The organism is Dryocola sp. LX212 (assembly GCA_041504365.1).
Taxonomy (GTDB): Bacteria; Pseudomonadota; Gammaproteobacteria; order Enterobacterales; family Enterobacteriaceae; genus Dryocola.
On the sequence record CP167917.1, the window covers coordinates 2,935,135 to 2,956,806 of the forward strand.

The following is a 21,672-nucleotide window of genomic DNA, read 5'->3' on the forward strand; positions in this document are numbered from 1 at the left end:
CACAAAAAACCTCTGCAAAACAAAGCAGAGGAGAAAATTTAAACGCGAAGACATTGTCAGAAGATATATCGATCCACTTTTAACAATAGATGTCCGTCCTGGGGTCTGCCACTCACCCGGAAGCATTATTTTACGCGGTGCCGTAGACGGTGGCGATCTCCGGGCTGGCAACGATTTGCTCCCGCCACCACTCGCTGGCAAGCCCTGCTGTTTGTTCGTTCCAGCCAATCCAGACCGGTACAAACGGCACGTGGGAGACAACCTGTTTTTCCACCAGCACGCCACTTTCGATAAACCGCTGCGCCATGTAGCGCGGCATGTAGCCGCAGCCGATCCCGCTGATTTGCAGCTCAAGTTTGGTTTTGAAATCAAAGACCGTTATGGCTTCCTGGTCTTCGAGCAGGTGCATCGCGCGGGAAGGTTCAAGACGAGAAGTGTCGCCCACTACCACTGCCCTGCTGCGTTTGATTATTCGGCGAGTGAGCGGCTCTTCCGCCTCGGCGAGGGGGTGATGAGGGGCAACGACAAATACGATCTCCAGCTGACCCAGCAGCGTAAAGCCAAAGCCGCTTAATGAGGGCGGGTCGCTCATAGCGCCGACGATGATGTCGGCCCTCCCCTCGGTCAGCGCTTCCCATGAGCCACCCAGCACGCCGTTAATGAATTTCAGCCGCGTCACGCTGTAGCTTTTATAAAACGCCTCGATAAGCGGCGTCAGGAGCGAAAACGGAAAGGAGTCATCGACGCCGATCACCAGCTCGTTTTCCCAGCCCTGATGAAGTTTGATCGCCTGCTGCTCCAGCTCGCGAACGGTATGCAGCACTTCGCGGCCTTTTTCCAGCAGCAGTTGACCGGTGCGGGTGAAGCGGGCGCGGTGCCCCGTCCGGTCGAGGATTTGAATATTGAGATCGTTTTCGAGTTTCTGAACGGTGTAGCTGAGCGCTGAAGGTGTTTTAAAGAGCTTCGTTGCCGCCGCAGCAAAGCTCCCCTCTTTATCCAGGGCGTCGAGAATAATCAGTACATCCAGCAATGGTTTCATACTCGCCTCGACGATAACGAGCAATGCCCCCGCTGTGCTATTGCATAGGCATCACTAAAGGATTTGGATACTGATATTCAAATCCGAGTTCATTGCAAATTCGGCTACCGTCCACCAGCTTTCCACGCCCTGAAACCTGCTGCGCGCGGAAACCCGGCGCGGGTAGATTCAGCTGGCGCGCCATCTGCGAATAAAATTCTTCGCGTGACGGATGACCGGGTGCACATAAATTATAGATGTGTCCGCCCTTCGGAGCCTGCAACAACAGCGTAATTGCTGAAATCACATCTTCCAGATGGACCAGATTGACACCGTGTCCCCCATTAGCCACGTCGGCTTTGCCTGCAAGGAAACGGCCCGGATGGCGTTCAGGCCCCACCAGCCCCGCGAGGCGCAGAATATCAACGGACGTGCCCGGCAAGTCGTGCAGCCACTGTTCCAGCTCTTTAAGAACGCGACCGCTGGCCGTAACCGGATTAAGAGGAGAGATCTCTTTTACCGTTCCTTCTTCATCGCCGTAGACCGACGTTGAGCTGGTAAAAATAATGCGCGGGATCTGGTGCGCCAGCGCGCTGTCTACAATTTCCTGCACGGCCTGACGGTAAAAATCATCGCCGTCTCCAGCCCGGCGGGCAGGAAGCGTAATCACCAGCGCATCGGCGTTCAGTAAGGCATCCAGATCGTCGCTTTCGCAGACCAACTCCGGGGTCAGCTCAAGCTGATAGCCGTCAATGCCGCACATGCGGGCGGCTTCCACGCCGTCCAGCGTCGTTTTGCTGCCGGTAACCTGCCAGCCCCTCGCTGATAATGACAGCCCTAACGGCATTCCCAGCCATCCCAACCCGACAATCGCAACCGTTTTCATGCCTTATCTCCTGGCGTGCAGCATATTCATCTGCGCTATTTATCTGCCCTTGATTAAGGCTACGCCAGGATAGCGGAACTGACAATTACCCTGGCTAAACATAATATTAACCCAGAAGGAAAAAAGCCCTTGCGCTCGGTGCTGCATCTGGTTTACGTTAAAAGCACACCATGAATAACCATTCATACGAGAATTTTATGACACGCGTTCAGACTGCAAGCCACCATCATCACCATCATCCTGACTAGTCTTTCAGGCGATGTGTGCTGGAAGATGAAAAGATCTTCCAGTGGCGCATAAACGTGTGAATAAGCCCCCGGAAGATTTCTTCCGGGGGCTTTTTTTTGGACGTCAGACAGGAATTGATAAGGGGTATCACCAATGTTAGATAACAAACGTTTACGCATAGCTATGCAGAAATCTGGCCGTTTGAGCGATGATTCACGCGAATTACTGGCGCGCTGCGGCATTAAAATCAACCTGCACACCCAGCGCCTCATCGCCCTGGCAGAGAACATGCCGATTGATATTCTGCGCGTGCGTGATGACGATATCCCGGGCCTGGTGATGGACGGCGTTGTCGACCTTGGCATCATTGGTGAAAACGTCCTTGAAGAAGAGCTGCTGAACCGCCGCGCTCAGGGCGAAGACCCGCGTTACTTCACCCTGCGTCGTCTGGATTTCGGCGGCTGCCGCTTCTCGCTGGCGGTATCCGTTGACGAACCATGGGATGGCCCTGCCTCCCTTAACGGCAAACGTATCGCTACCTCTTACCCGCATATTCTGAAGCGCTATCTTGATGAGAAAGGCGTGCAGTTCAAATCCTGCCTGCTGAACGGCTCCGTTGAAGTTGCCCCACGCGCTGGCCTTGCCGACGCGATCTGTGACCTGGTCTCAACAGGTGCCACGCTTGAAGCCAACGGCCTGCGCGAAGTGGAAGTTATCTACCGTTCTAAAGCCTGCCTTATTCAGCGCGACGGTGAAATGTCGACGGAAAAACAGCAGCTCATCGACAAGCTGATGACCCGTATCCAGGGCGTTATTCAGGCCCGCGAATCCAAATACATCATGATGCACGCGCCGAGCGAGCGTCTGGACGAAATTATCTCCCTGCTGCCCGGCGCCGAGCGCCCGACCATTCTGCCGCTGGCAGGTGACCAGCAACGGGTTGCCATGCACATGGTGAGCAGCGAAACGCTGTTCTGGGAAACCATGGAGAAGCTGAAAGCGCTGGGCGCGAGCTCCATTCTGGTGCTGCCAATTGAGAAGATGATGGAGTAAGGCCATGTCGACCTTCAATACGGTAATTAACTGGAACGAACGCGATCGGGCCGGGCAGCAGGCGCTGCTGACCCGCCCGGCGATTTCAGCCTCTGAAAGCATCACGCGCACGGTGGCTGACATTCTCAATAATGTTAAAAGTAACGGTGACCAGGCGCTGCGCGAATACAGCGCGAAGTTTGATAAAACTGAAGTGCAGCAGCTGAAGGTTACGGCTCAGGAAATCGACGCCGCCGTGGCGCGCCTCGGGCCAGAAATCAAAGACGCGATGGCGGTTGCCGTTGCCAACATCGAAAAATTTCACGTTGCCCAGCAGCTCGCCACCGTCGACATTGAAACCATGCCCGGCGTGCGCTGCCAGCAGGTTACTCGTCCGGTTGCCTCCGTTGGTCTATATATCCCGGGCGGCTCTGCCCCCCTGTTTTCTACCGTGTTGATGCTTGCTACGCCCGCGCGTATTGCGGGCTGCAAAAAAGTCGTCCTTTGCTCTCCACCGCCGATTGCCGATGAAATCCTTTATGCCGCGCAGCTTTGCGGCGTGCAGGAAGTGTTTCAGGTTGGCGGCGCGCAGGCCATTGCTGCCCTCGCGCTTGGTACTGAAAGCATCCCGAAAGTAGATAAGATCTTCGGGCCGGGCAATGCCTTTGTGACCGAAGCTAAACGCCAGGTGAGCCAGCGCCTGGACGGAGCCGCTATCGACATGCCAGCGGGGCCATCTGAGGTGCTGGTGATTGCCGACAGCGGTGCAACGCCAGATTTCGTGGCCTCTGATCTGCTTTCCCAGGCGGAACACGGGCCGGATTCGCAGGTCATCCTGCTTACGCCGGATGCCGCCATGGCGCAGGCCGTAGCCGAAGCTGTTGAACGTCAGCTCGCCGCTCTGCCCCGTGCGGAGACGGCCCGCAAAGCACTGGAAAGCAGCCGCCTGATTGTTGCCAGCTCGCTGGAACAGTGTATTGAGATCTCTAACCAGTACGGGCCTGAGCACCTGATTATTCAGACCCGTAACGCCCGTGACCTGGTGGAAAGCATCACCAGCGCCGGCTCCGTGTTCCTGGGCGACTGGTCGCCCGAATCTGCCGGAGACTATGCTTCAGGGACCAACCACGTCTTGCCTACCTACGGTTATACCGCCACCTGTTCAAGCCTGGGCCTGGCGGATTTCCAGAAGCGCATGACCGTGCAGGAGCTGACGCCACAAGGTTTTGCAAGCCTTGCAAAAACGATTGAAACCCTGGCCGCTGCCGAGCTGCTGGACGCACACAAAAACGCCGTGACCCTGCGCGTTGCCGCCCTGAACCGTAATAAAAACGAGGAGATGCAATGAGCATTGAAGAGTTAGCCCGCGAGAACGTTCGCGCCCTGACCCCTTACCAGTCGGCCCGCCGTCTGGGCGGCAACGGCGACGTCTGGCTCAACGCCAACGAATATCCAACGGCGGTTGAATTCGAACTGACCCAGCAAACGCTGAACCGTTACCCGGAGTGCCAGCCAAAACTGGTGATTGAGCGCTATGCCGAATACGCGGGCGTGAAACCGGAGCAGGTGCTGGTCAGCCGTGGCGCAGACGAAGGCATCGAACTGCTGATCCGCGCCTTCTGCGAACCGGGTAAAGACGCCGTGCTGTATTGCCCGCCAACCTACGGCATGTACAGCGTCAGCTCCGAAGCGTTCAACGTTGAGTGCCGCACGGTGCCGACGCTTGAAAACTGGCAGCTGGATTTACCGGGCATTGCGGCAAATATCGAAGGCGTCAAAGTCATTTACGTTTGCAGCCCAAATAACCCAACCGGGCAGCTCATCGACCCGCAGGACTTCCGTGTGCTGCTGGAGATGGCGCGTGGCAAGGCGCTGGTCGTTGTCGACGAGGCCTACATTGAGTTTTGCCCGCAGGCGACGCTGACGGGCTGGATGGAAGAATATCCGCATTTAGTCGTGCTGCGCACGCTCTCGAAAGCCTTCGCGCTTGCCGGCCTGCGCTGCGGCTTTACCCTCTCCAGTGAAGAAGTCATCAATCTGCTGATGAAAGTTATCGCGCCTTATCCCCTGTCCACGCCGGTTGCGGACATAGCCGCTCAGGCGTTAAGCCCGCAGGGCATCAACGCAATGCGTGAGCGCGTGGCAGAAGTGCTGCTCAATCGTCAGTATCTGATTGCCGGACTGCGACAAACCGCCTGCGTTGAGCAAGTTTTCGACTCAGAGACAAACTACGTGCTGGCGAGAATAACTGCCTCCAGTGCGGTATTTAAATCTTTGTGGGATCAGGGCATTATCTTACGCGACCAGAATAAACAACCCTCGTTAAGCGGCTGCCTGCGGATCACCGTTGGCACCCGTACCGAGTGCGAGCGCACCCTCACCGCGCTGCGCCAACAACCCGGCCTGACGGCCACGGAGGCTGTGTGAGCCAGAAAATTTTATTTATCGACCGCGACGGCACTTTAATTTCCGAACCACCTTCTGATTTCCAGGTGGATCGCATGGACAAACTGGCCTTTGAGCCAGCCGTGATCCCCGCCCTGCTGCAATTACAAAAAGCTGGCTACAGGCTGGTGATGATCACTAATCAGGACGGTCTGGGCACGGCAAGTTTCCCACAGGCCGATTTTGATGGCCCGCATAACCTGATGATGCAGGTGTTCACCTCGCAGGGCGTGACGTTTGACGACGTGCTGATCTGTCCACATCTGCCAGCGGATGAGTGCGACTGCCGCAAGCCGAAAATTGCCATGGTGAACGGATATCTGGAAGAAGGCGTGCTGGATAAACCAAACAGCTACGTGATTGGCGACCGTGCAACGGACATCGAGCTTGCGGAGAATATGGGCATTCAGGGTCTGCGTTATAACGTTGAGACGCTGAACTGGCCTGCAATCGGCGAGCAGCTAACCAAACGCGACCGCTACGCACACGTCGAACGCGCCACCAAAGAAACGCAGATTGACGTGCAGGTCTGGCTGGATCGCGAAGGCGGCAGCAAGATCAATACCGGCGTCGGCTTCTTCGACCATATGCTTGATCAGATCTCCACCCACGGCGGTTTCCGCATGGAGATCAGCGTAAAAGGCGATCTGTATATTGACGATCACCACACCGTAGAAGACACCGGCCTTGCGCTGGGTGAGGCGCTGAAAATTGCCCTGGGTGACAAGCGCGGTATTACCCGCTTTGGCTTCACCCTGCCGATGGATGAATGCCTGGCGCGCTGCGCGCTGGATATTTCCGGCCGCCCGCACCTCGAGTACAAAGCCGAATACAACTTTCAGCGCGTGGGCGACCTGAGCACCGAGATGGTTGAACACTTCTTCCGCTCGCTCTCTTATACCATGGGCGTCACGCTGCATCTGAAGACCAAGGGCAAAAACGACCACCACCGCGTTGAAAGCCTGTTTAAAGTCTTTGGCCGCACGCTGCGCCAGGCGATTCGCGTTGAAGGGGATACGCTACCCTCCTCAAAAGGAGTGCTGTGATGAACGTGGTGATCCTCGATACCGGTTGCGCCAACCTTCTGTCGGTAAAATCATCTATTAAGCGCCTTGGCTACGATCCTGTCGTCAGCCGCGATGCGGATGTTGTGCTACATGCCGACAAACTGTTTTTGCCGGGCGTGGGCACGGCACAGGCAGCGATGGACCAGATTCGCGAGCGTGAATTAATCGAGCTGATTCAGGCCTGTACCCAGCCGGTGCTGGGCATCTGCCTCGGTATGCAGATTCTGGGCAGCCACAGCGACGAAAATCAGGGCGTGAAAACCCTGGGCATCATTGACGAGCCGGTGCTGAAAATGACCGACCACGGTCTGCCGCTGCCGCACATGGGCTGGAACCGCGTCTACCCAAAAGCGGGCGACCGCCTCTTCCGCGATATTGAAGACGGGTCGTATTTTTATTTCGTTCACAGCTACGCGATGCCGGTTTGCTCAAACACTATCGCACAGGCCAGCTACGGCGAACCGTTCACCGCGGCGGTACAGAAAGACAATTTCTACGGCGTGCAGTTCCACCCGGAACGCTCGGGCACGGCAGGCGCGAAATTGCTCAAGAACTTCCTGGAGATGTAAGCACGATGATTATTCCCGCTCTCGATTTAATTGACGGCAAAGTGGTGCGTCTCCATCAGGGGGATTACGGCCAGCAGCGCGACTACGGTAGCGACCCGCTTCCTCGCCTACAGGACTACCAGGCCCAGGGCGCCGAAGTGCTGCACCTGGTGGATTTGACCGGCGCCAAAGATCCGGCGAAGCGCCAGATCCCATTAATCAAAACGCTGGTTGCCGGAGTGACAATCCCCGTGCAGGTTGGCGGCGGCGTGCGTACCGAAGAAGATGTAGCTGCATTATTAGAAACCGGCGTTGCACGTGTAGTTGTTGGCTCAACGGCGGTGAAATCCCCTGAAATTGTCAAAGGCTGGTTTGAACGCTTCGGCGCAGATGCGCTGGTGCTGGCATTAGATGTGCGTATCGACGAGCAAGGCAATAAGCAGGTAGCGGTAAGCGGCTGGCAGGAAAACTCCGGCGTGTCGCTGGAAGAGTTAGTGGAGACTTATTTGCCGGTCGGCCTGAAACACGTGCTGTGCACGGATATTTCCCGGGACGGTACGCTGGCTGGCTCTAACGTCTCATTATATGAAGAGGTTTGCGCGCGTTACCCTCAGGTGGCGTTTCAGTCATCCGGGGGCATTGGCGATATAAATGACGTAGCCGCACTGCGCGGAACCGGCGTGCGCGGCGTGATTGTCGGGCGGGCTTTGCTGGAAGGTAAATTCAACGTAGCGGAGGCGATTTCATGCTGGCAAAACGGATAATTCCCTGCCTGGACGTGCGTGACGGCCAGGTCGTAAAAGGCGTGCAGTTCCGCAATCACGAAATCATTGGTGATATTGTGCCGCTGGCAAGTCGCTATGCGCAGGAAGGCGCGGACGAGTTAGTCTTTTACGATATCACCGCGTCAAGCGATGGCCGCGTGGTCGATAAGAGCTGGGTATCCCGGGTAGCCGAAGTTATCGATATTCCTTTCTGCGTGGCGGGCGGTATCAAATCAGTAGACGACGCGGCAAAAATTCTGTCGTTTGGCGCGGATAAAATCTCAATCAACTCCCCTGCCCTGGCGGACCCGGAGCTGATCGCCCGCCTGGCCGACCGCTTTGGCGTGCAGTGTATTGTAGTGGGCATTGATACCTGGTTTGACAGCGAGACCGGCAAGTATCACGTTAACCAGTACACCGGCGACGAAAGCCGTACGCGTGTGACGCAGTGGGAAACGCTGGACTGGGTGCGGGAAGTCCAGAAGCGCGGCGCCGGGGAAATCGTACTAAATATGATGAACCAGGACGGCGTACGCAACGGCTACGACCTCGAGCAGCTGCGAAAAGCACGCGAAGTATGCCAAGTGCCGCTGATTGCCTCCGGCGGCGCGGGAACGATGGAACACTTCCACCAGGCATTCCGCGACGCGGACGTTGACGGTGCGCTGGCGGCTTCCGTGTTCCATAAACAGATTATTAATATTGCTGAACTGAAGGCCTACCTGGTTCAGCAGGGCGTGGAGATTCGAGTGTGTTAACAGAACAACAGCGTAACCAGCTGGACTGGGAAAAAACGGATAACCTGATGCCGGTCATCGTCCAGCACGCCGTATCCGGCGAAGTATTGATGCTGGGCTATATGAACCAGGACGCGCTGGCACAGACGGAACAGAGTGGCAAAGTTACCTTTTATTCCCGCACTAAGCAGCGCCTGTGGACCAAGGGTGAAACCTCCGGCAACTTCCTGAATGTTGTCAGCATCACGCCTGACTGTGATAACGACACGCTGCTGGTGCTGGCAAACCCAATAGGCCCAACGTGCCATCTGGGCACACCCAGCTGCTTCGCACCTGCGAAGCATGACTGGCATTTTCTGTACGAACTGGAACAGCTCCTGGCTTCACGCAAGACCGCCGACCCGGAAAGCTCATACACAGCGAAACTGTACGCCAGCGGCACAAAACGTATCGCCCAGAAAGTGGGTGAAGAAGGCGTTGAAACTGCTCTTGCCGCCACGGTGAATGACAGGTTTGAACTGAAGAATGAAGCATCCGACCTGATCTATCACCTGCTGGTACTGCTGCAGGATCAGGATTTGGATTTAAGCGCGGTGATTGAGAATTTGAAGCAGCGGCATAAATAGCTGTTTGATAGATGCAAAAAAGGCCGCTGACGCGGCCTGATATATTTTTGCGAGATACTTAAGCGTTTAGCTTGTAGTTGCGAAGCGCATTACGTCCTAGCACCACACCGGCCCCAATCATACAACCGAGTAGCGCCGCCAGAATCAGGGTTAAGCCTCTTTTAGGCGCATCGCGCTTTATAGGCAAAGTTGGCTTTAAAACATAACGATAGGCATGGATGGTTTTAGGGTCGATTTTCAGTGCCTGGATATCAAACAAGTTTTGCTTTGTTTGATAGTAAGCGCCAGGGAAAACAAGCGGACGAGTCGACTCATTTTTGACCATTGAAGAGAGCGCCTCACTGCCGAGCAGAACCAAGGTGTCCTGGGTTACGTCTGAACCCTGCTGAATCTGCGGCGAGGTAACCTTTGATTCTTCAGCAAATTTCAGTGCCTCTTTGATCTGCTTGATACGCAGCTCTTTTTGCTCTCGAGCCACCTTTTCCTGCGTTTGCAGTGAATCAATCAGAATCTGGATTTGCAGCTTGATGTTATCATCGAGATCCAGCGCCAGCTCTTCACCCACCTGCTCATCAACCTGTTGCAAATACTGGGCAACCTTGGCGCGGGCATTCTCAGGCGTGTCGCCGACGTAACTGATTTTCAGCGGCAGAGCCTGTCCTTTAACCGAAGGCTCAACGGTCAGCTTTTCCGGCTCTTCCAGGTTGTCCAGCGTTTCGGACAAGGCTGAAAGAGAGGTGCTTAGGCGCCCCACAACGCGGTTTTGAATATCGGTAATATTCGGTGCTGCGCCGCCATAAAGGACATTGAGGGCATTGTTATAGGTTGCTATTTGCGCAGCATCAGGCTGCGTGATGATTGTTGAAGAAGTCCATTTCTCTTTTGCTACCAGAAGGTAGACACCTGCGAGGACGATCATCACAACGGTAACGGCGATGATGGTCACCTTTCCCTTCCACAATTGAACAATAAGATCAATCAAATCAACAGATTCAGGCGTGTTTCCAATATGATTGCGCATCATATTATTGTTATCTTGGTTCATGATTACCCTAAGAAAAATGTTCCAAATAAAGCGAGGAATTATGCAACCACAGTATAATCAGATAACCAAGAAAATGCCTGAAAGTAATTGCGAAAATTTGTCAGAATTAACTGAAAAGGCAGGAAAAACGCAGGGAATTCCAAGGGAAGAAGTGGGTAAGAATTTCGTTAACCCAAGGTAAAAGACGACTAAACATTGAAGGAAGGGCTTGCAAAAAAAAGACCAATGATGTGGATTTCACTGGTCTTTTTCAGAAACTATAACCTATTGAAAGAAATTATTTTTCCACCCACTCGGTATGGAAAATCCCTTCTTTATCAATACGCTTGTATGTATGAGCACCAAAGTAGTCACGCTGCGCCTGGATCAGGTTGGCAGGCAGAACCGCAGAGCGATAGCTATCGTAGTAAGAAATTGCAGCGGAGAAAGTAGGCGTAGGGATACCATTTTGTACCGCGTAAGAAACAACGTCGCGCAGCGCCTGCTGGTATTCATCAGCAATTTTCTTGAAGTATGGTGCCAGCAGCAGGTTAGCAATTGCTGGGTTCTCGGCATACGCATCGGTAATTTTCTGCAGGAACTGAGCACGGATGATACAGCCAGCACGGAAAATTTTAGCGATTTCGCCGTAATTAAGATCCCAGTTATTTTCCTCAGACGCTGCGCGCAGCTGTGAGAAGCCCTGCGCGTATGAGACGATCTTACCCAGGTACAGCGCGCGACGAACTTTCTCGCCGAACTCAGCTTTATCGCCTGAGAAAGGCTTAGCCTGTGGTCCGCTCAGGACTTTAGACGCGGCAACGCGTTGCTCTTTAAGGGAAGAGATGTAACGCGCGAATACGGATTCAGTGATCAGTGACAGCGGTTCACCAAGATCCAATGAGCTCTGGCTGGTCCACTTACCAGTGCCTTTATTCGCTGCTTCATCAAGAATGACATCAACAAGGTCATTACCGGCTTCATCTTTCTTAGTGAAGATGTCTTTCGTGATGTCGATGAGATAGCTGCTCAGTTCACCTTTATTCCACTCGGTGAAGGTAGTTGCCAGCTCTTCATTAGACAGATTCAGACCGTGCTTCAGCAGCGAATAGGCTTCCGCGATGAGCTGCATATCACCGTATTCGATGCCGTTATGAACCATCTTCACATAGTGACCAGCACCATCCGCACCAATATAAGCTACGCAAGGTTCACCATCTTCCGCAACTGCCGCGATTTGCTTAAGGATAGGCGCTACCAGCTCATATGCTTCTTTCTGGCCGCCAGGCATAATAGATGGGCCTTTCAGTGCGCCCTCTTCACCACCGGAAACACCGGTGCCGATGAAGTTGAAACCTTCAGCAGACAGTTCACGGTTGCGACGAATGGTATCCAGGAAGAAGGTGTTGCCACCATCAATAAGAATGTCACCTTTATCCAGATAAGGCTTAAGGGACTCGATGGTTTTGTCCGTGGCCTCACCCGCCTTCACCATCAACAGAATACGACGAGGCGTTTCCAGGGATTCCACAAACTCTTGCACTGTGTAGTAAGGAACCAGCTTCTTGCCCGGGTTCTCGCCGATAACTTCTTCAGTCTTGTCGCCAGAGCGGTTGAATACGGAAACGGTATAGCCACGGCTTTCGATATTGAGCGCAAGGTTACGCCCCATCACTGCCATACCAACAACGCCGATTTGTTGCTTGGACATTACATACTCCTGTCAGGTGTGGTCACCGCAGCTTGAGCGCGGCTTGAAGTGTGGATCAGATGTTAACTCAGGTTTGATAGAGCGTGATAGCATTAGATACTATGTGACCTGAATTGTAGAAAAACAAAGAGATTATACTGAGCTGCATGATCAAATAATAAACAGAACACGTGGCTAGCAATAAATAAATCTAATCATTTCCAAACAAATCACGGGTGTAAACCTTCTCTAATGCATCATTCAGGTCATGAGTCATACGATTAGTAATTATTATATCTGACTGTTTTTTAAACGCATCTAAATCACGTACTACACGTGATTTAAAGAACTCTTCATTTTCCATGGCTGGCTCATAGATGACCACCTCTATTCCTTTTGCTTTTATACGCTTCATAATACCTTGAATTGAAGACGCGCGGAAATTGTCAGAGCCGCTTTTCATTATAAGTCGGTAGACACCGACCACCTTTGGATTACGTTTAATTATTGAATCCGCAATAAAATCCTTCCGCGTACGGTTGGCATCCACAATTGCACTGATAAGATTATTTGGAACTGCTTCATAATTTGCAAGTAACTGTTTGGTATCTTTTGGCAGACAGTAGCCACCATAACCAAATGAGGGATTATTATAATGATTGCCAATTCGGGGATCCAAGCATACTCCCTCAATAATTTGCTGCGAATTTAAGCCTAAATGCTCTGCATAACTATCCAACTCATTAAAATAGGCTACACGCATTGCCAGATAGGTGTTTGCAAAAAGCTTTATAGCTTCCGCTTCGGTGGAGTCGGTAAATAATACAGGAACATCCTTTCTGATTGCTCCCTCAATAAGTAATTCAGCAAACAGCTTTGCGCGCTCGGAACGCTCGCCAATGATAATGCGGGAAGGATATAAATTATCATGCAACGCCTTTCCTTCTCGTAAAAACTCAGGCGAGAAAAAGATGTTATCAATTCCGTGTTTTTCTTTAATTGAATTTGTAAAGCCTACCGGAACAGTTGACTTTACAACCATTACAGCAGAAGGGTTAATTTCTAAAACATCCGCAATGACAGATTCGACACTAGCAGTATTAAAATAATTGGTGCTGGGATCATAATCTGTGGGCGTAGCGATAATAACAAAATTTGCATCATTATACGCTTCAATTTTATCAGTCGTTGCTTTAAATCTCAGCTTTTTGCTATAAAGATAATCCTGAATATCTGAATCAACAATGGGAGATTTTTTTTCATTCAGAAGGTCGACTTTAGATTGGACAATATCTAATGCTACAACTTCATGAGATTGTGCAATAAGCACACCGTTAGAGATACCAACATAGCCTGTGCCAACGATAGTGATTTTCATTTTTTAATTCACTCTTGTTTTAGAGAGTTTTCCGTATGCCATGTTTTTTAATAGATCGTATTACATAAAAGGTAAAGTACCATGCCGCTTTGTAGGTGCTGAAATTCAGGTGGTTTTTATAAAACTGCCATTGAGATATTAGTATTTTGAATTTATTAGAAGATAAACTATTATGGCCTTCTCTATATATAGCAAGTTCCTTAGGAACACACCATGCAAAATCAATTTGTTCTAGTATTTTTAACCAAAGTGCCATGTCCTGACGTTTACGAATGGTTGGCATATAAATCTTGCCTAATTTTTTAGTATCATACATTGCAGTAAGACAACCAATCACATTAGCTTTTAACAATTCTGAGTAATTCACACAGTGAGGGGGATGGATAAAACCAGATACCTGCCCGAACTCATCTATTTTTTTATACTGTGTATAGGTGAGATAGTAACTATTTTTGAGCATAAAGGAAATCTGTTCCTCTAATTTTTCTTTCTCCCACATATCATCACTGTCAAGAAAAGCAATAAAGCGTCCACGCGCTTGCATAATACTATTATTACGAGAAACCCCTGCACCAGAATTCACTTCATTCCGAAATATTTTGATGCGGAGATCATGCGCAGAAAATTCTTCCAATATTTTCTGCGTTCCATCAATTGAACAATCATCTGTAATCAATAGCTCCCAATCATGATAAGTTTGTTGAATTACTGATTTTATACTGTCTGCAACAGTCAATTCTGAATTGAAGGTTGGCATAATTACAGAAACTGTCGGTGACATATCTACTTAGTCCAGTATTTATATTATGTAATGCCAAATAGCATTATATAAACATTGAAAAAACAGGTGAATACTACTTTTGTGGCAATTCACATTGGAAAGATTAATACCAAAACGTCTAATCAATAACCATACCTTAAACCCATAATAGTCATCTATTGTAATATTTCTGTATAACTATATCCAATGAGTTTCTTAATGCATCAGCTTTAAATTTTGTAGACATTTTCGCAGTGGTTACATGCTCAGCATGATGAATTTTATAACCTTCATCATAATATACAGAAATATGACTACGCCGAGCTCGCTCAGCAATAAATAATTCTTCACCATAAAGAAATGCGGGATGGTCCAGGGATTCCCCACGTTTAAAATACTGGTCACCAATAATAATAAATGATCCATGAGGTGCATAAATAAAAGATGACTCTGGTTTTACTCTTTTCGTAGATGATTTTATTCTGCCCTTAATTTTAGCCAATAAACTATAAAGGGAGGCAAGTAATGGATGGCTGTTGATGCGGCTTAACATGAGTAACTTATTTTTACTAGGTCTGTTGATCAAAAAGGGATTTTGATGAATCCCATCTGAAGAAACGATGTCAGGGGCAAGGATGAAATCGTGTCTTTTATCCTTGGAGAGTTTTTCAAAAAAACCATCATCGGGAAAACTTATGTCTGTGTTTGAAAGAATTATCCATGACGGCAGCAGATTATTGCTTAAGTATTCCTTTAAGCCCTCAGCGGCGGCTTGCATGTAACCGAGATTCTCACCATAATCATAAATATGTAACCGTTCTCTGGAAAAAAAGGACTCTGTAAACTGCTCTTTTCCTGAGTTTAAGATTACTGCAACCTCCACTGCACTATGCATTTTAAGTACTGAGTCTACAAATTTCATAGTATCATCAGAGGAATTATAATCCACACATAAAACTAGTATCTTTCCCATTTTTTCCCTCAGAAATACAGATATAAAGCTATAGTGCGTTTTAGAGAACTTAAATAGATTTTATTTTTAAGCAAAAACAACTTTCTCTTGAAGGTGGATTTAACATTAAAGATTTCTTTAAAATCTTGCAAAAAAACCATCAATTGTTTATCTTCTATTTCATCATGATATACATCATAAAAACAATTTATTTGCTGCGATATTTTTATAAGCTGCGCTTGCATTTTACCTGTTCTTTTAAATTGCGAGCTTACTTGTTGAAGAACATTCCTTTTATTAGCCCCGATATTATTATTATCATGCTGCCGATACAGAAGAGTTTTATGATCTGAAAAATGAATTAAACCAAAGGTTTGGGCAACCAACATAAGCCACCAATCATGCATGTATATATTACTATTAATTTTTCGTGCCTTTTTCAATAAGGCACGATTAAAAATCATCGTTGCCCCTTGGCCAACATTTTGGAAATATAAATTCAGCGGATTTCTCTCGATTAAATAAGGGTTGATACCATCATAGTGAAAAAATGAACCGTCAATGATTTGAAGTTTTTCATTAGTAACTATCGAATCTCCAAAGATCAAAATTGGCCTTTCTTGGCCAAATTTGTTTTCTAGACCCGCAATTTCATCCATCAACCTATTGTACTTCTCATTAGTCCAGCAGTCATCTTGGTCAGCAAGGAAGTAGTAACCATAGTTATCATCACAATTATTTATTAAATGTATGAAATTCGCGGTAGCACTTCCATGTCGATTGCCCTTACTCAAAGAAATGTTCAGGTGCTCACATTTTCCGATGATATCAATAGTTGCATCAGTTGAACAATCATCAGAAACAAATAAATCAACACATGAAGGAAATGAATTGAGGGATTCTTCAATAAATCTAGCACCATTATATGTTGCTAATAATATAAGTGCATTGTTATTTTCCATAAATAGGTTTGCTTCCATAATGAATAATTAAAGCTATTAAGCATAACGCTGGGAAAATTAGAGCAAATGACAGGAAATACATCATTGCCATTCCTGAAAAGTCCTGTTCTATGAAACATGCAAAATATGCCAGTGTAACGTACAGGGCTAAACCAAAAACTCCCTTACCGGAAAGGTAATATAATTTATTTCGGATAAACCCTACCATTAGCCCCAGTATAAATGAATAAATGATTGCACCAAAAGTGCCAAAATAAAATAAACCAAAAACATTGTGCCTAGCATTCGGTCCTGATAAAGCTTCAGAATTGTACATACTATCAAAAATAACAAGACCAATATGAGTAGGCAGTAAATCTTGCGGAACAATTCGCGTTGCACCCAGAAAATCTTTAAATAATGCCATAAAAGCGTGATCGCTTGCCATAACGGTAGCTAAGAAATCATTCGGCCAAGCCATGAAGAAAACATCACCGGAATTGACAAATCTCATCATTAAGCCCACAAATAAGAACTCAATATCCACAACGCCATATACGGCAAGGCTTTTATATATATTGTTACTAACGCCACGGGAATAGCCAAAACGATTAACCAAAGAATATATTTTTTTATTGCTTTCTCTTTATTTTTTGGTAATTCAAATTGTTGTGAATAAAATAACACAAGTCCATAGATAAAAACTATTGTCAGCAATCCTGCTTTAGAACCACTCAACACTTGTGTGCCTAAATAAAATAAAATAAATACACCGTCGTAAATTTTTTGTGCAATGTTTCTTTGAAGGTATGTGACTCTAAACAGCACTATACTTAAGGAAACAATAGAAGTTATGGTAATTATTCTATTAAAAATACCAAATCCCCCCCACCTGCAAAAGTTTCAAGCCTCGACTCACTAAATAGGGGAATTCCTTTATATTTATAAACAATTAATTGAGAGATAACAAATAACACGGATGATAATGTATATAAAACACCAGCGCTACCACTATAATTGAAAGGCTTTAGAATTATCCTTTTCCTAATTGGACGGTTCAATTTCCACCCACAAAGAAAGCAAACTGAGTAAATAAGAACATTACAAAATAGTAATCAGATATTTTTCCTTCATAATATAAAAAGTACACCACAGAATAACTTGACGCAGCTAATATCAAAAAGAAAAACATTGGCTCATAAATAGAATATACATGTTTCCTCATCAACAACCAAACTGAGATCAAACTTAGAAAAAGAAAAAATAACCCTACTCCTAAATTTTGTGTAAATAGAAGAAAAAAATCGTATTTAGCCATAATGTTTTTATTCTTGAAGGAAGAAAAATCCCATTTTACAATAGGGGTATTTTATATAACAGATACTTTCTTTTTTATCTTGGAGAATAAGTATTTTATGAAATATAATAGAGAAAAATATTTTATGTCATTAACTCTCAACTCATTTCGACGAATCAGCGTATAACATGTGTCATAAAGCTTGTAATACCATATTCCTTTACATCCACTTTGGAACGCAAAGTCCTTTTGCTTGTCCAGAATTGTTAGCGTGTCTTTTAATAGTCGAGTATTCTCGACGAATATAGAATTCGCTTCATGCAGCCGATATTTTGCCACAACATCATTGGTCAGTTTAATATGATAATGCTGCAATAACTTTAGATAAAGATCCCAGTCTTCGAGACGGAGCTCTTTAGAAAACCAACCGATATCTTCAAGCGATTTCCGAGTATACAAAGCCGACATTGCAGGTAGATAATTTTTATGAAGAATAGAGCGATAGGTTACGTCTTCTTCAGTTGATATATCTGCATTATATTTCTCAATAAATTTTTCATTACTCTGAGGGTTCAATTCAGAGAAGATTAACGCATCTCCAAATACGGCAGCATAAGAATCATGATCTAAAGAGTCGAGTATAGTGACAAGACTATCTATTTTATGAGGTAAAAACTGATCGTCCGAAGCAAGCAAGGTAATGTATTGTCCTGTAGAAAGACTCAACATCTCATTTAATGTTTCAGTCAGCCCTTTATTTTCTCGATATATAAAGATGGTGTTTACAAAGCGCTCACGGCAAGCTTGTTCTAATTGCTTAATTTCATTAACGCTGTTATCAGTAGAACCATCATCAATAATTATTAGCTCAATATAAGCATATGTCTGACTAATAACACTTAGCATGGCATCTTTAACATATTCTTGATGGTTATAAGAAGGTATGCAACATGTCACAATCGCTTTTGTTTCGTTTAATTTATGCATTATTATTTATTGCTTTAATTGGCTTGAGGAAGAAAAACATAACACAGAAATAAATAACATAGTTTAATAGATAGGCTATATTGGCGCCTTGTAATCCATAAATATTAATAAACAATGTGGATAAAAGAACAAATGTTAACGAGAATATTAACTCTGTTGTAATGAACCATTTTGTCATACCTCGAGAAAGCATAGGAAATGCATAAAGCCAGCTTGCAATTTTTACGACATCGCCTACAAGTTGAATACCAAATAATCCTCTCGCCTCAGAAAAATCTTTTGTAAAAAGCAAAGTGATTATAATATCTTTTGAAAAATACACTATCATTGCTAATACAGTAGCGATAGGAATAAATAACAACGCTGTTTTATTAACTTCTTTGCGCAGTAGACTATCATCTATTGCTGATAGTTTTGGAAGATAATATGTACTTAGTGCAATAGTAAGGACTGAAAGATAGGTTTCCGATATCTTCCATACGGCCTGCCACTGTCCAGCTGCATCCCAACCTAAATGTTGTACCATGATCTTTCTAATAATTATAAGTGCAATAGGAGTACATAATGCGGTTGTTATTGCCATAAGAATATAGCCACTTAATGCTTTGTACTGCTCTTTTTCAGCCCCCCCCCAAAAATGACACCATCTAAACCAAGATTGTTTATAACTGCCTATTATTATAGCCGTACCTATCAATCCATTTTGTAACGCGACAGCAATTAAAGCACCTTCAACATTCAATTTAACGACAAAGGTGATCATCACAGCACACGATATTAACACCGAGATAAAACTTTGGATTATAAATCGTTTAAATAATTGCTGACCATTGATTATTGATATTAAAAGATTACCGAATGCAGAAAAAGGTAATGCTATCAAACAAAGTAATATAATCCAGAAGTAATCAGGGTTTAAAAATAGCCATGCTGATAGAGGCCTTGAAAACACAGCAAAGAGGGGAGTAACTATTGCGAGTAATAACAAGATTAGCTTGAGGCTTGCTTTCCACCATGGAGAACAAGCAATATAGCCATCCTTGTTATATTGTGCAGTATATCGCACAACACCATTACCTGCAGGGGATGTAACTAACCCATTCAGCATGGTCATGACATTTTGTATTTGGCCCAGCATAGACATCCCTGAAGGGCCAATATAAACAGCAACTACTTTGGCAACTATAAATCCTGAAAACATTCGGCAAAGTGTTAACAATGCCGAAAAGAAAGTTACACTGAGCAATTTTTTCATGCAGTGAACTCATTGACTGCTTTTATCACTCGCTTAATATCATGCTCGTCCATAGTAGGATCAACCGGAAGTGACAACACTTGGGTATGTAATTTTTCAGTCAACTCCAAGGTTAAATTATTATATTCTTTATAGGCAATTTGTTTATGTGGTGGGATTGGATAATGAATTAGTGTGCTAATTTGACATTTACGCATATATTCTACAAAGCTATCTCGACACGCTGTTTTGATAACATAGAGATGCCAAACGTGGTTTTCAGAATCCCTCAAATCAGGTTTGGTTATAAGTGGATTTTCAATACCCTTAGTGAAGGATGAAGCGATATAGCGACGGAGAGTAATATCTTCATCTAAATATTTTAATTTCACTCTCAACATAGCAGCTTGAATCTCATCAAGTCTACTATTCACACCTTTATATATGTTTTTATATTTTTCTTTGGACCCATAGTTTCCCAAAGCACGCAGTGCACTGGCTAATTCGTCGCTATTTGTTGTTACCGCGCCGGCATCGCCAAGGGCTCCAAGATTTTTACCAGGATAGAAGCTAAAACCAGCAGCATCGCCCCATGATCCCGCTCGTCTGCCATCAATGCTAGCACCGTGAGACTGAGCCGAATCTTCTAACACCAGAAGCCCCTTTTCATTAGCAATACGCATAATATCTTTCATTGGACAAATCTGCCCATAAAGATGCACTGGTATTATTACGCGCGTTTTTGCGCTCAGAGCGCGTTCAATTCCAAAAGTCGTTATATTAAATGTTAGTGGATCAGGTTCAACAAATACAGGAGTCAGTTTATTTTCAGTTATCGCAAGAACTGTGGCTATATAAGTGTTGGCAGGCACGATAACTTCGTCCCCATCTTTTACTTTTCCAAGCTCTTTCCATGCTCGCAGCGTCAAAACCAGTGCATCCAACCCGTTTGCTACACCTACACAATGTTTTACCCCGCAGTAGGATGCGAATTCTTCTTCAAATAAACTTAGTTCATTTCCCGCAATATACCAACCAGAATCAATAACACGCGCACAAGCATTTTTTAATTCATTGCTATATCGGGAGTTAATTTTTTTTAAATTCAAAAAATCAATCATTATTGTTCACCATGTATTTTGAGAAGCCTTTCAGCGCATTGAAGTATGATTCTTTTTCGAAATTAAAGAAGTAATCCAATTCATTTTCACTAATTATTTTCGCGCCTAACTTAGTATGAAAACGAACAACTTTTGCATTATCTTTTCTCACGTCAAAATGAGAGCGTTCAAAGTTCAAATCGTTGAAAGCAATATTATAAACTAACAAAGCACTTTCAATAGCTGAAGAAGGTGTTTTGTCATTATTTAATATCCAACTTCCCCAGCAAAATGATTTTTTCTCTATTATAAAATCATACAATCTTACCGTACCTATTCTTTTTTTATTATCAGCTCGCTGAATTATGAAATAATACTCACCACCTTCAGATTCTTTTTCTTTATATTGCTTGATCCATTTTTTCTGAGTACTGACGCCTCCTTCTGTTTTCGATAAGTGCTTATTATAATCTTTATTGACTCGTAATTCATAAATGAATTCAGCATCATCTTCTTCAACAAGTCTAAACTCAATTGTTTTGCTTCTGTTGTTTTTAAACATCTGAAGCCTCTTCAAGGAATTTTTCGTAATCTCTAACATAGTCAGCTTCGTCATAAAGACAATCTGCCAATACCATCAACACGCAATCTTCCGAGAAATCGTACATTTCTCGCCAAATACAAGAATCAATCAATAGACCCTGTGCAGGATTATCCAATAGTAGCTCAACCCGCTCAACTCCATCATCAAGAACAAAACGACACGACCCTCGAACCGCAATTGCAACTTGTTTTAGTTTTTTGTGTGCATGAAACCCTCTTCTAACACCTTCTTTGGTATTAAACATGTAATAGACACGTTTAATTTCAAAAGGAATGTTATGTTCCTCTTCAAGCGCAATTAGCGATCCGCGTTCGTCACCATGTGCTTGTAGTGGTATAAGTTTTATTTCCATAG

At 45.9% G+C, this 21,672-nt stretch carries 23 protein-coding genes and 1 other annotated feature; of the genes, 9 read left to right on the plus strand and 14 right to left on the minus strand.

Going from position 1 to position 21,672, the window contains the following annotated elements:
- Positions 1-130: 130 nt before the first annotated feature.
- A complete protein-coding gene (locus ACA108_14290) occupies positions 131-1,039 on the minus strand; it encodes a LysR substrate-binding domain-containing protein (protein ID XEX94546.1) in 909 nt (302 codons plus the stop codon).
- A 37-nt stretch (positions 1,040-1,076) separates the two neighbouring features.
- Positions 1,077-1,904 (minus strand): SDR family oxidoreductase, encoded by an 828-nt coding sequence (locus ACA108_14295; GenBank protein ID XEX94547.1) that lies wholly within the window; start codon positions 1,902-1,904, stop codon positions 1,077-1,079.
- A gap of 197 nt (positions 1,905-2,101) precedes the next feature.
- Here ACA108_14295 and hisL point away from each other — a divergent pair, with 197 nt between their 5' ends.
- From hisL to hisIE, 9 genes are all read left to right on the plus strand, one after another.
- A complete protein-coding gene (gene hisL, locus ACA108_14300) occupies positions 2,102-2,152 on the plus strand; it encodes a his operon leader peptide (GenBank protein ID XEX98120.1) in 51 nt (16 codons plus the stop codon).
- Positions 2,128-2,250, plus strand: a sequence feature (His leader region). It overlaps the preceding gene by 25 nt.
- 35 nt (positions 2,251-2,285) lie before the next feature.
- Positions 2,286-3,185, plus strand: a complete 900-nt coding sequence (hisG, locus tag ACA108_14305) for an ATP phosphoribosyltransferase (GenBank protein ID XEX94548.1) — start codon at positions 2,286-2,288, stop codon at positions 3,183-3,185.
- Positions 3,186-3,189: 4 nt separating this feature from the next.
- On the plus strand, positions 3,190-4,512 hold the full coding sequence (hisD, locus tag ACA108_14310) for a histidinol dehydrogenase (GenBank protein XEX94549.1): 1,323 nt from the start codon (positions 3,190-3,192) through the stop codon (positions 4,510-4,512).
- The gene (gene hisC, locus ACA108_14315; protein XEX94550.1) at positions 4,509-5,591 is read left to right on the plus strand and encodes a histidinol-phosphate transaminase; all 1,083 of its coding nucleotides are present in this window, start codon (positions 4,509-4,511) and stop codon (positions 5,589-5,591) included. The genes hisD and hisC overlap by 4 nt, the downstream gene beginning before the upstream one ends.
- Positions 5,588-6,655 carry a bifunctional histidinol-phosphatase/imidazoleglycerol-phosphate dehydratase HisB gene (gene hisB, locus ACA108_14320; protein XEX94551.1) on the plus strand — a complete coding sequence of 356 codons (1,068 nt, stop codon included), beginning with the start codon at positions 5,588-5,590 and terminating at the stop codon, positions 6,653-6,655. Before hisC ends, hisB begins: the two co-directional genes overlap by 4 nt.
- Positions 6,655-7,245: an imidazole glycerol phosphate synthase subunit HisH gene (gene hisH, locus ACA108_14325; GenBank protein XEX94552.1), complete on the plus strand. Its 591-nt coding sequence runs from the start codon at positions 6,655-6,657 to the stop codon at positions 7,243-7,245. The genes hisB and hisH overlap by 1 nt, the downstream gene beginning before the upstream one ends.
- A gap of 5 nt (positions 7,246-7,250) precedes the next feature.
- Entirely contained in the window at positions 7,251-7,988 is a 738-nt protein-coding gene (gene hisA, locus ACA108_14330; GenBank protein ID XEX94553.1) for a 1-(5-phosphoribosyl)-5-[(5-phosphoribosylamino)methylideneamino]imidazole-4-carboxamide isomerase, read from the plus strand.
- The gene (gene hisF / locus ACA108_14335) at positions 7,970-8,746 is read left to right on the plus strand and encodes an imidazole glycerol phosphate synthase subunit HisF (GenBank protein ID XEX94554.1); all 777 of its coding nucleotides are present in this window, start codon (positions 7,970-7,972) and stop codon (positions 8,744-8,746) included. Before hisA ends, hisF begins: the two co-directional genes overlap by 19 nt.
- Positions 8,740-9,351 carry a bifunctional phosphoribosyl-AMP cyclohydrolase/phosphoribosyl-ATP diphosphatase HisIE gene (hisIE, locus tag ACA108_14340; protein XEX94555.1) on the plus strand — a complete coding sequence of 204 codons (612 nt, stop codon included), beginning with the start codon at positions 8,740-8,742 and terminating at the stop codon, positions 9,349-9,351. The genes hisF and hisIE overlap by 7 nt, the downstream gene beginning before the upstream one ends.
- A gap of 58 nt (positions 9,352-9,409) precedes the next feature.
- Here the strand turns inward: hisIE and wzzB are convergent, their stop codons facing one another.
- From wzzB to ACA108_14400, 12 genes are all read right to left on the minus strand, one after another.
- Positions 9,410-10,396, minus strand: a complete 987-nt coding sequence (gene wzzB / locus ACA108_14345; protein ID XEX94556.1) for an LPS O-antigen chain length determinant protein WzzB — start codon at positions 10,394-10,396, stop codon at positions 9,410-9,412.
- Between the two features lie 277 nt (positions 10,397-10,673).
- Positions 10,674-12,086, minus strand: a complete 1,413-nt coding sequence (gndA, locus tag ACA108_14350) for an NADP-dependent phosphogluconate dehydrogenase (GenBank protein XEX94557.1) — start codon at positions 12,084-12,086, stop codon at positions 10,674-10,676.
- A gap of 190 nt (positions 12,087-12,276) precedes the next feature.
- The gene (locus ACA108_14355) at positions 12,277-13,443 is read right to left on the minus strand and encodes a nucleotide sugar dehydrogenase (protein XEX94558.1); all 1,167 of its coding nucleotides are present in this window, start codon (positions 13,441-13,443) and stop codon (positions 12,277-12,279) included.
- A 19-nt stretch (positions 13,444-13,462) separates the two neighbouring features.
- On the minus strand, positions 13,463-14,224 hold the full coding sequence (locus ACA108_14360) for a glycosyltransferase family 2 protein (protein ID XEX94559.1): 762 nt from the start codon (positions 14,222-14,224) through the stop codon (positions 13,463-13,465).
- Positions 14,225-14,375: 151 nt separating this feature from the next.
- On the minus strand, positions 14,376-15,125 hold the full coding sequence (locus tag ACA108_14365; protein ID XEX94560.1) for a hypothetical protein: 750 nt from the start codon (positions 15,123-15,125) through the stop codon (positions 14,376-14,378).
- 59 nt (positions 15,126-15,184) lie between these two features.
- Complete coding sequence (locus tag ACA108_14370; GenBank protein XEX94561.1) at positions 15,185-16,117, minus strand: glycosyltransferase; 933 nt, start codon at positions 16,115-16,117, stop codon at positions 15,185-15,187.
- Positions 16,107-16,715 (minus strand): hypothetical protein, encoded by a 609-nt coding sequence (locus ACA108_14375; protein ID XEX94562.1) that lies wholly within the window; start codon positions 16,713-16,715, stop codon positions 16,107-16,109. Before ACA108_14375 ends, ACA108_14370 begins: the two co-directional genes overlap by 11 nt.
- Before the next feature lie 750 nt (positions 16,716-17,465).
- A complete protein-coding gene (locus tag ACA108_14380; GenBank protein ID XEX94563.1) occupies positions 17,466-18,380 on the minus strand; it encodes a glycosyltransferase in 915 nt (304 codons plus the stop codon).
- A complete protein-coding gene (locus tag ACA108_14385; protein XEX94564.1) occupies positions 18,373-19,635 on the minus strand; it encodes an O-antigen translocase in 1,263 nt (420 codons plus the stop codon). The genes ACA108_14380 and ACA108_14385 overlap by 8 nt, the downstream gene beginning before the upstream one ends.
- A complete protein-coding gene (locus ACA108_14390; protein XEX94565.1) occupies positions 19,632-20,735 on the minus strand; it encodes a DegT/DnrJ/EryC1/StrS family aminotransferase in 1,104 nt (367 codons plus the stop codon). Before ACA108_14390 ends, ACA108_14385 begins: the two co-directional genes overlap by 4 nt.
- The gene (locus ACA108_14395) at positions 20,728-21,276 is read right to left on the minus strand and encodes a GNAT family N-acetyltransferase (protein XEX94566.1); all 549 of its coding nucleotides are present in this window, start codon (positions 21,274-21,276) and stop codon (positions 20,728-20,730) included. Before ACA108_14395 ends, ACA108_14390 begins: the two co-directional genes overlap by 8 nt.
- Positions 21,269-21,670: an FdtA/QdtA family cupin domain-containing protein gene (locus tag ACA108_14400; protein XEX94567.1), complete on the minus strand. Its 402-nt coding sequence runs from the start codon at positions 21,668-21,670 to the stop codon at positions 21,269-21,271. Before ACA108_14400 ends, ACA108_14395 begins: the two co-directional genes overlap by 8 nt.
- Between the last annotated feature and the right edge of the window lie 2 nt (positions 21,671-21,672).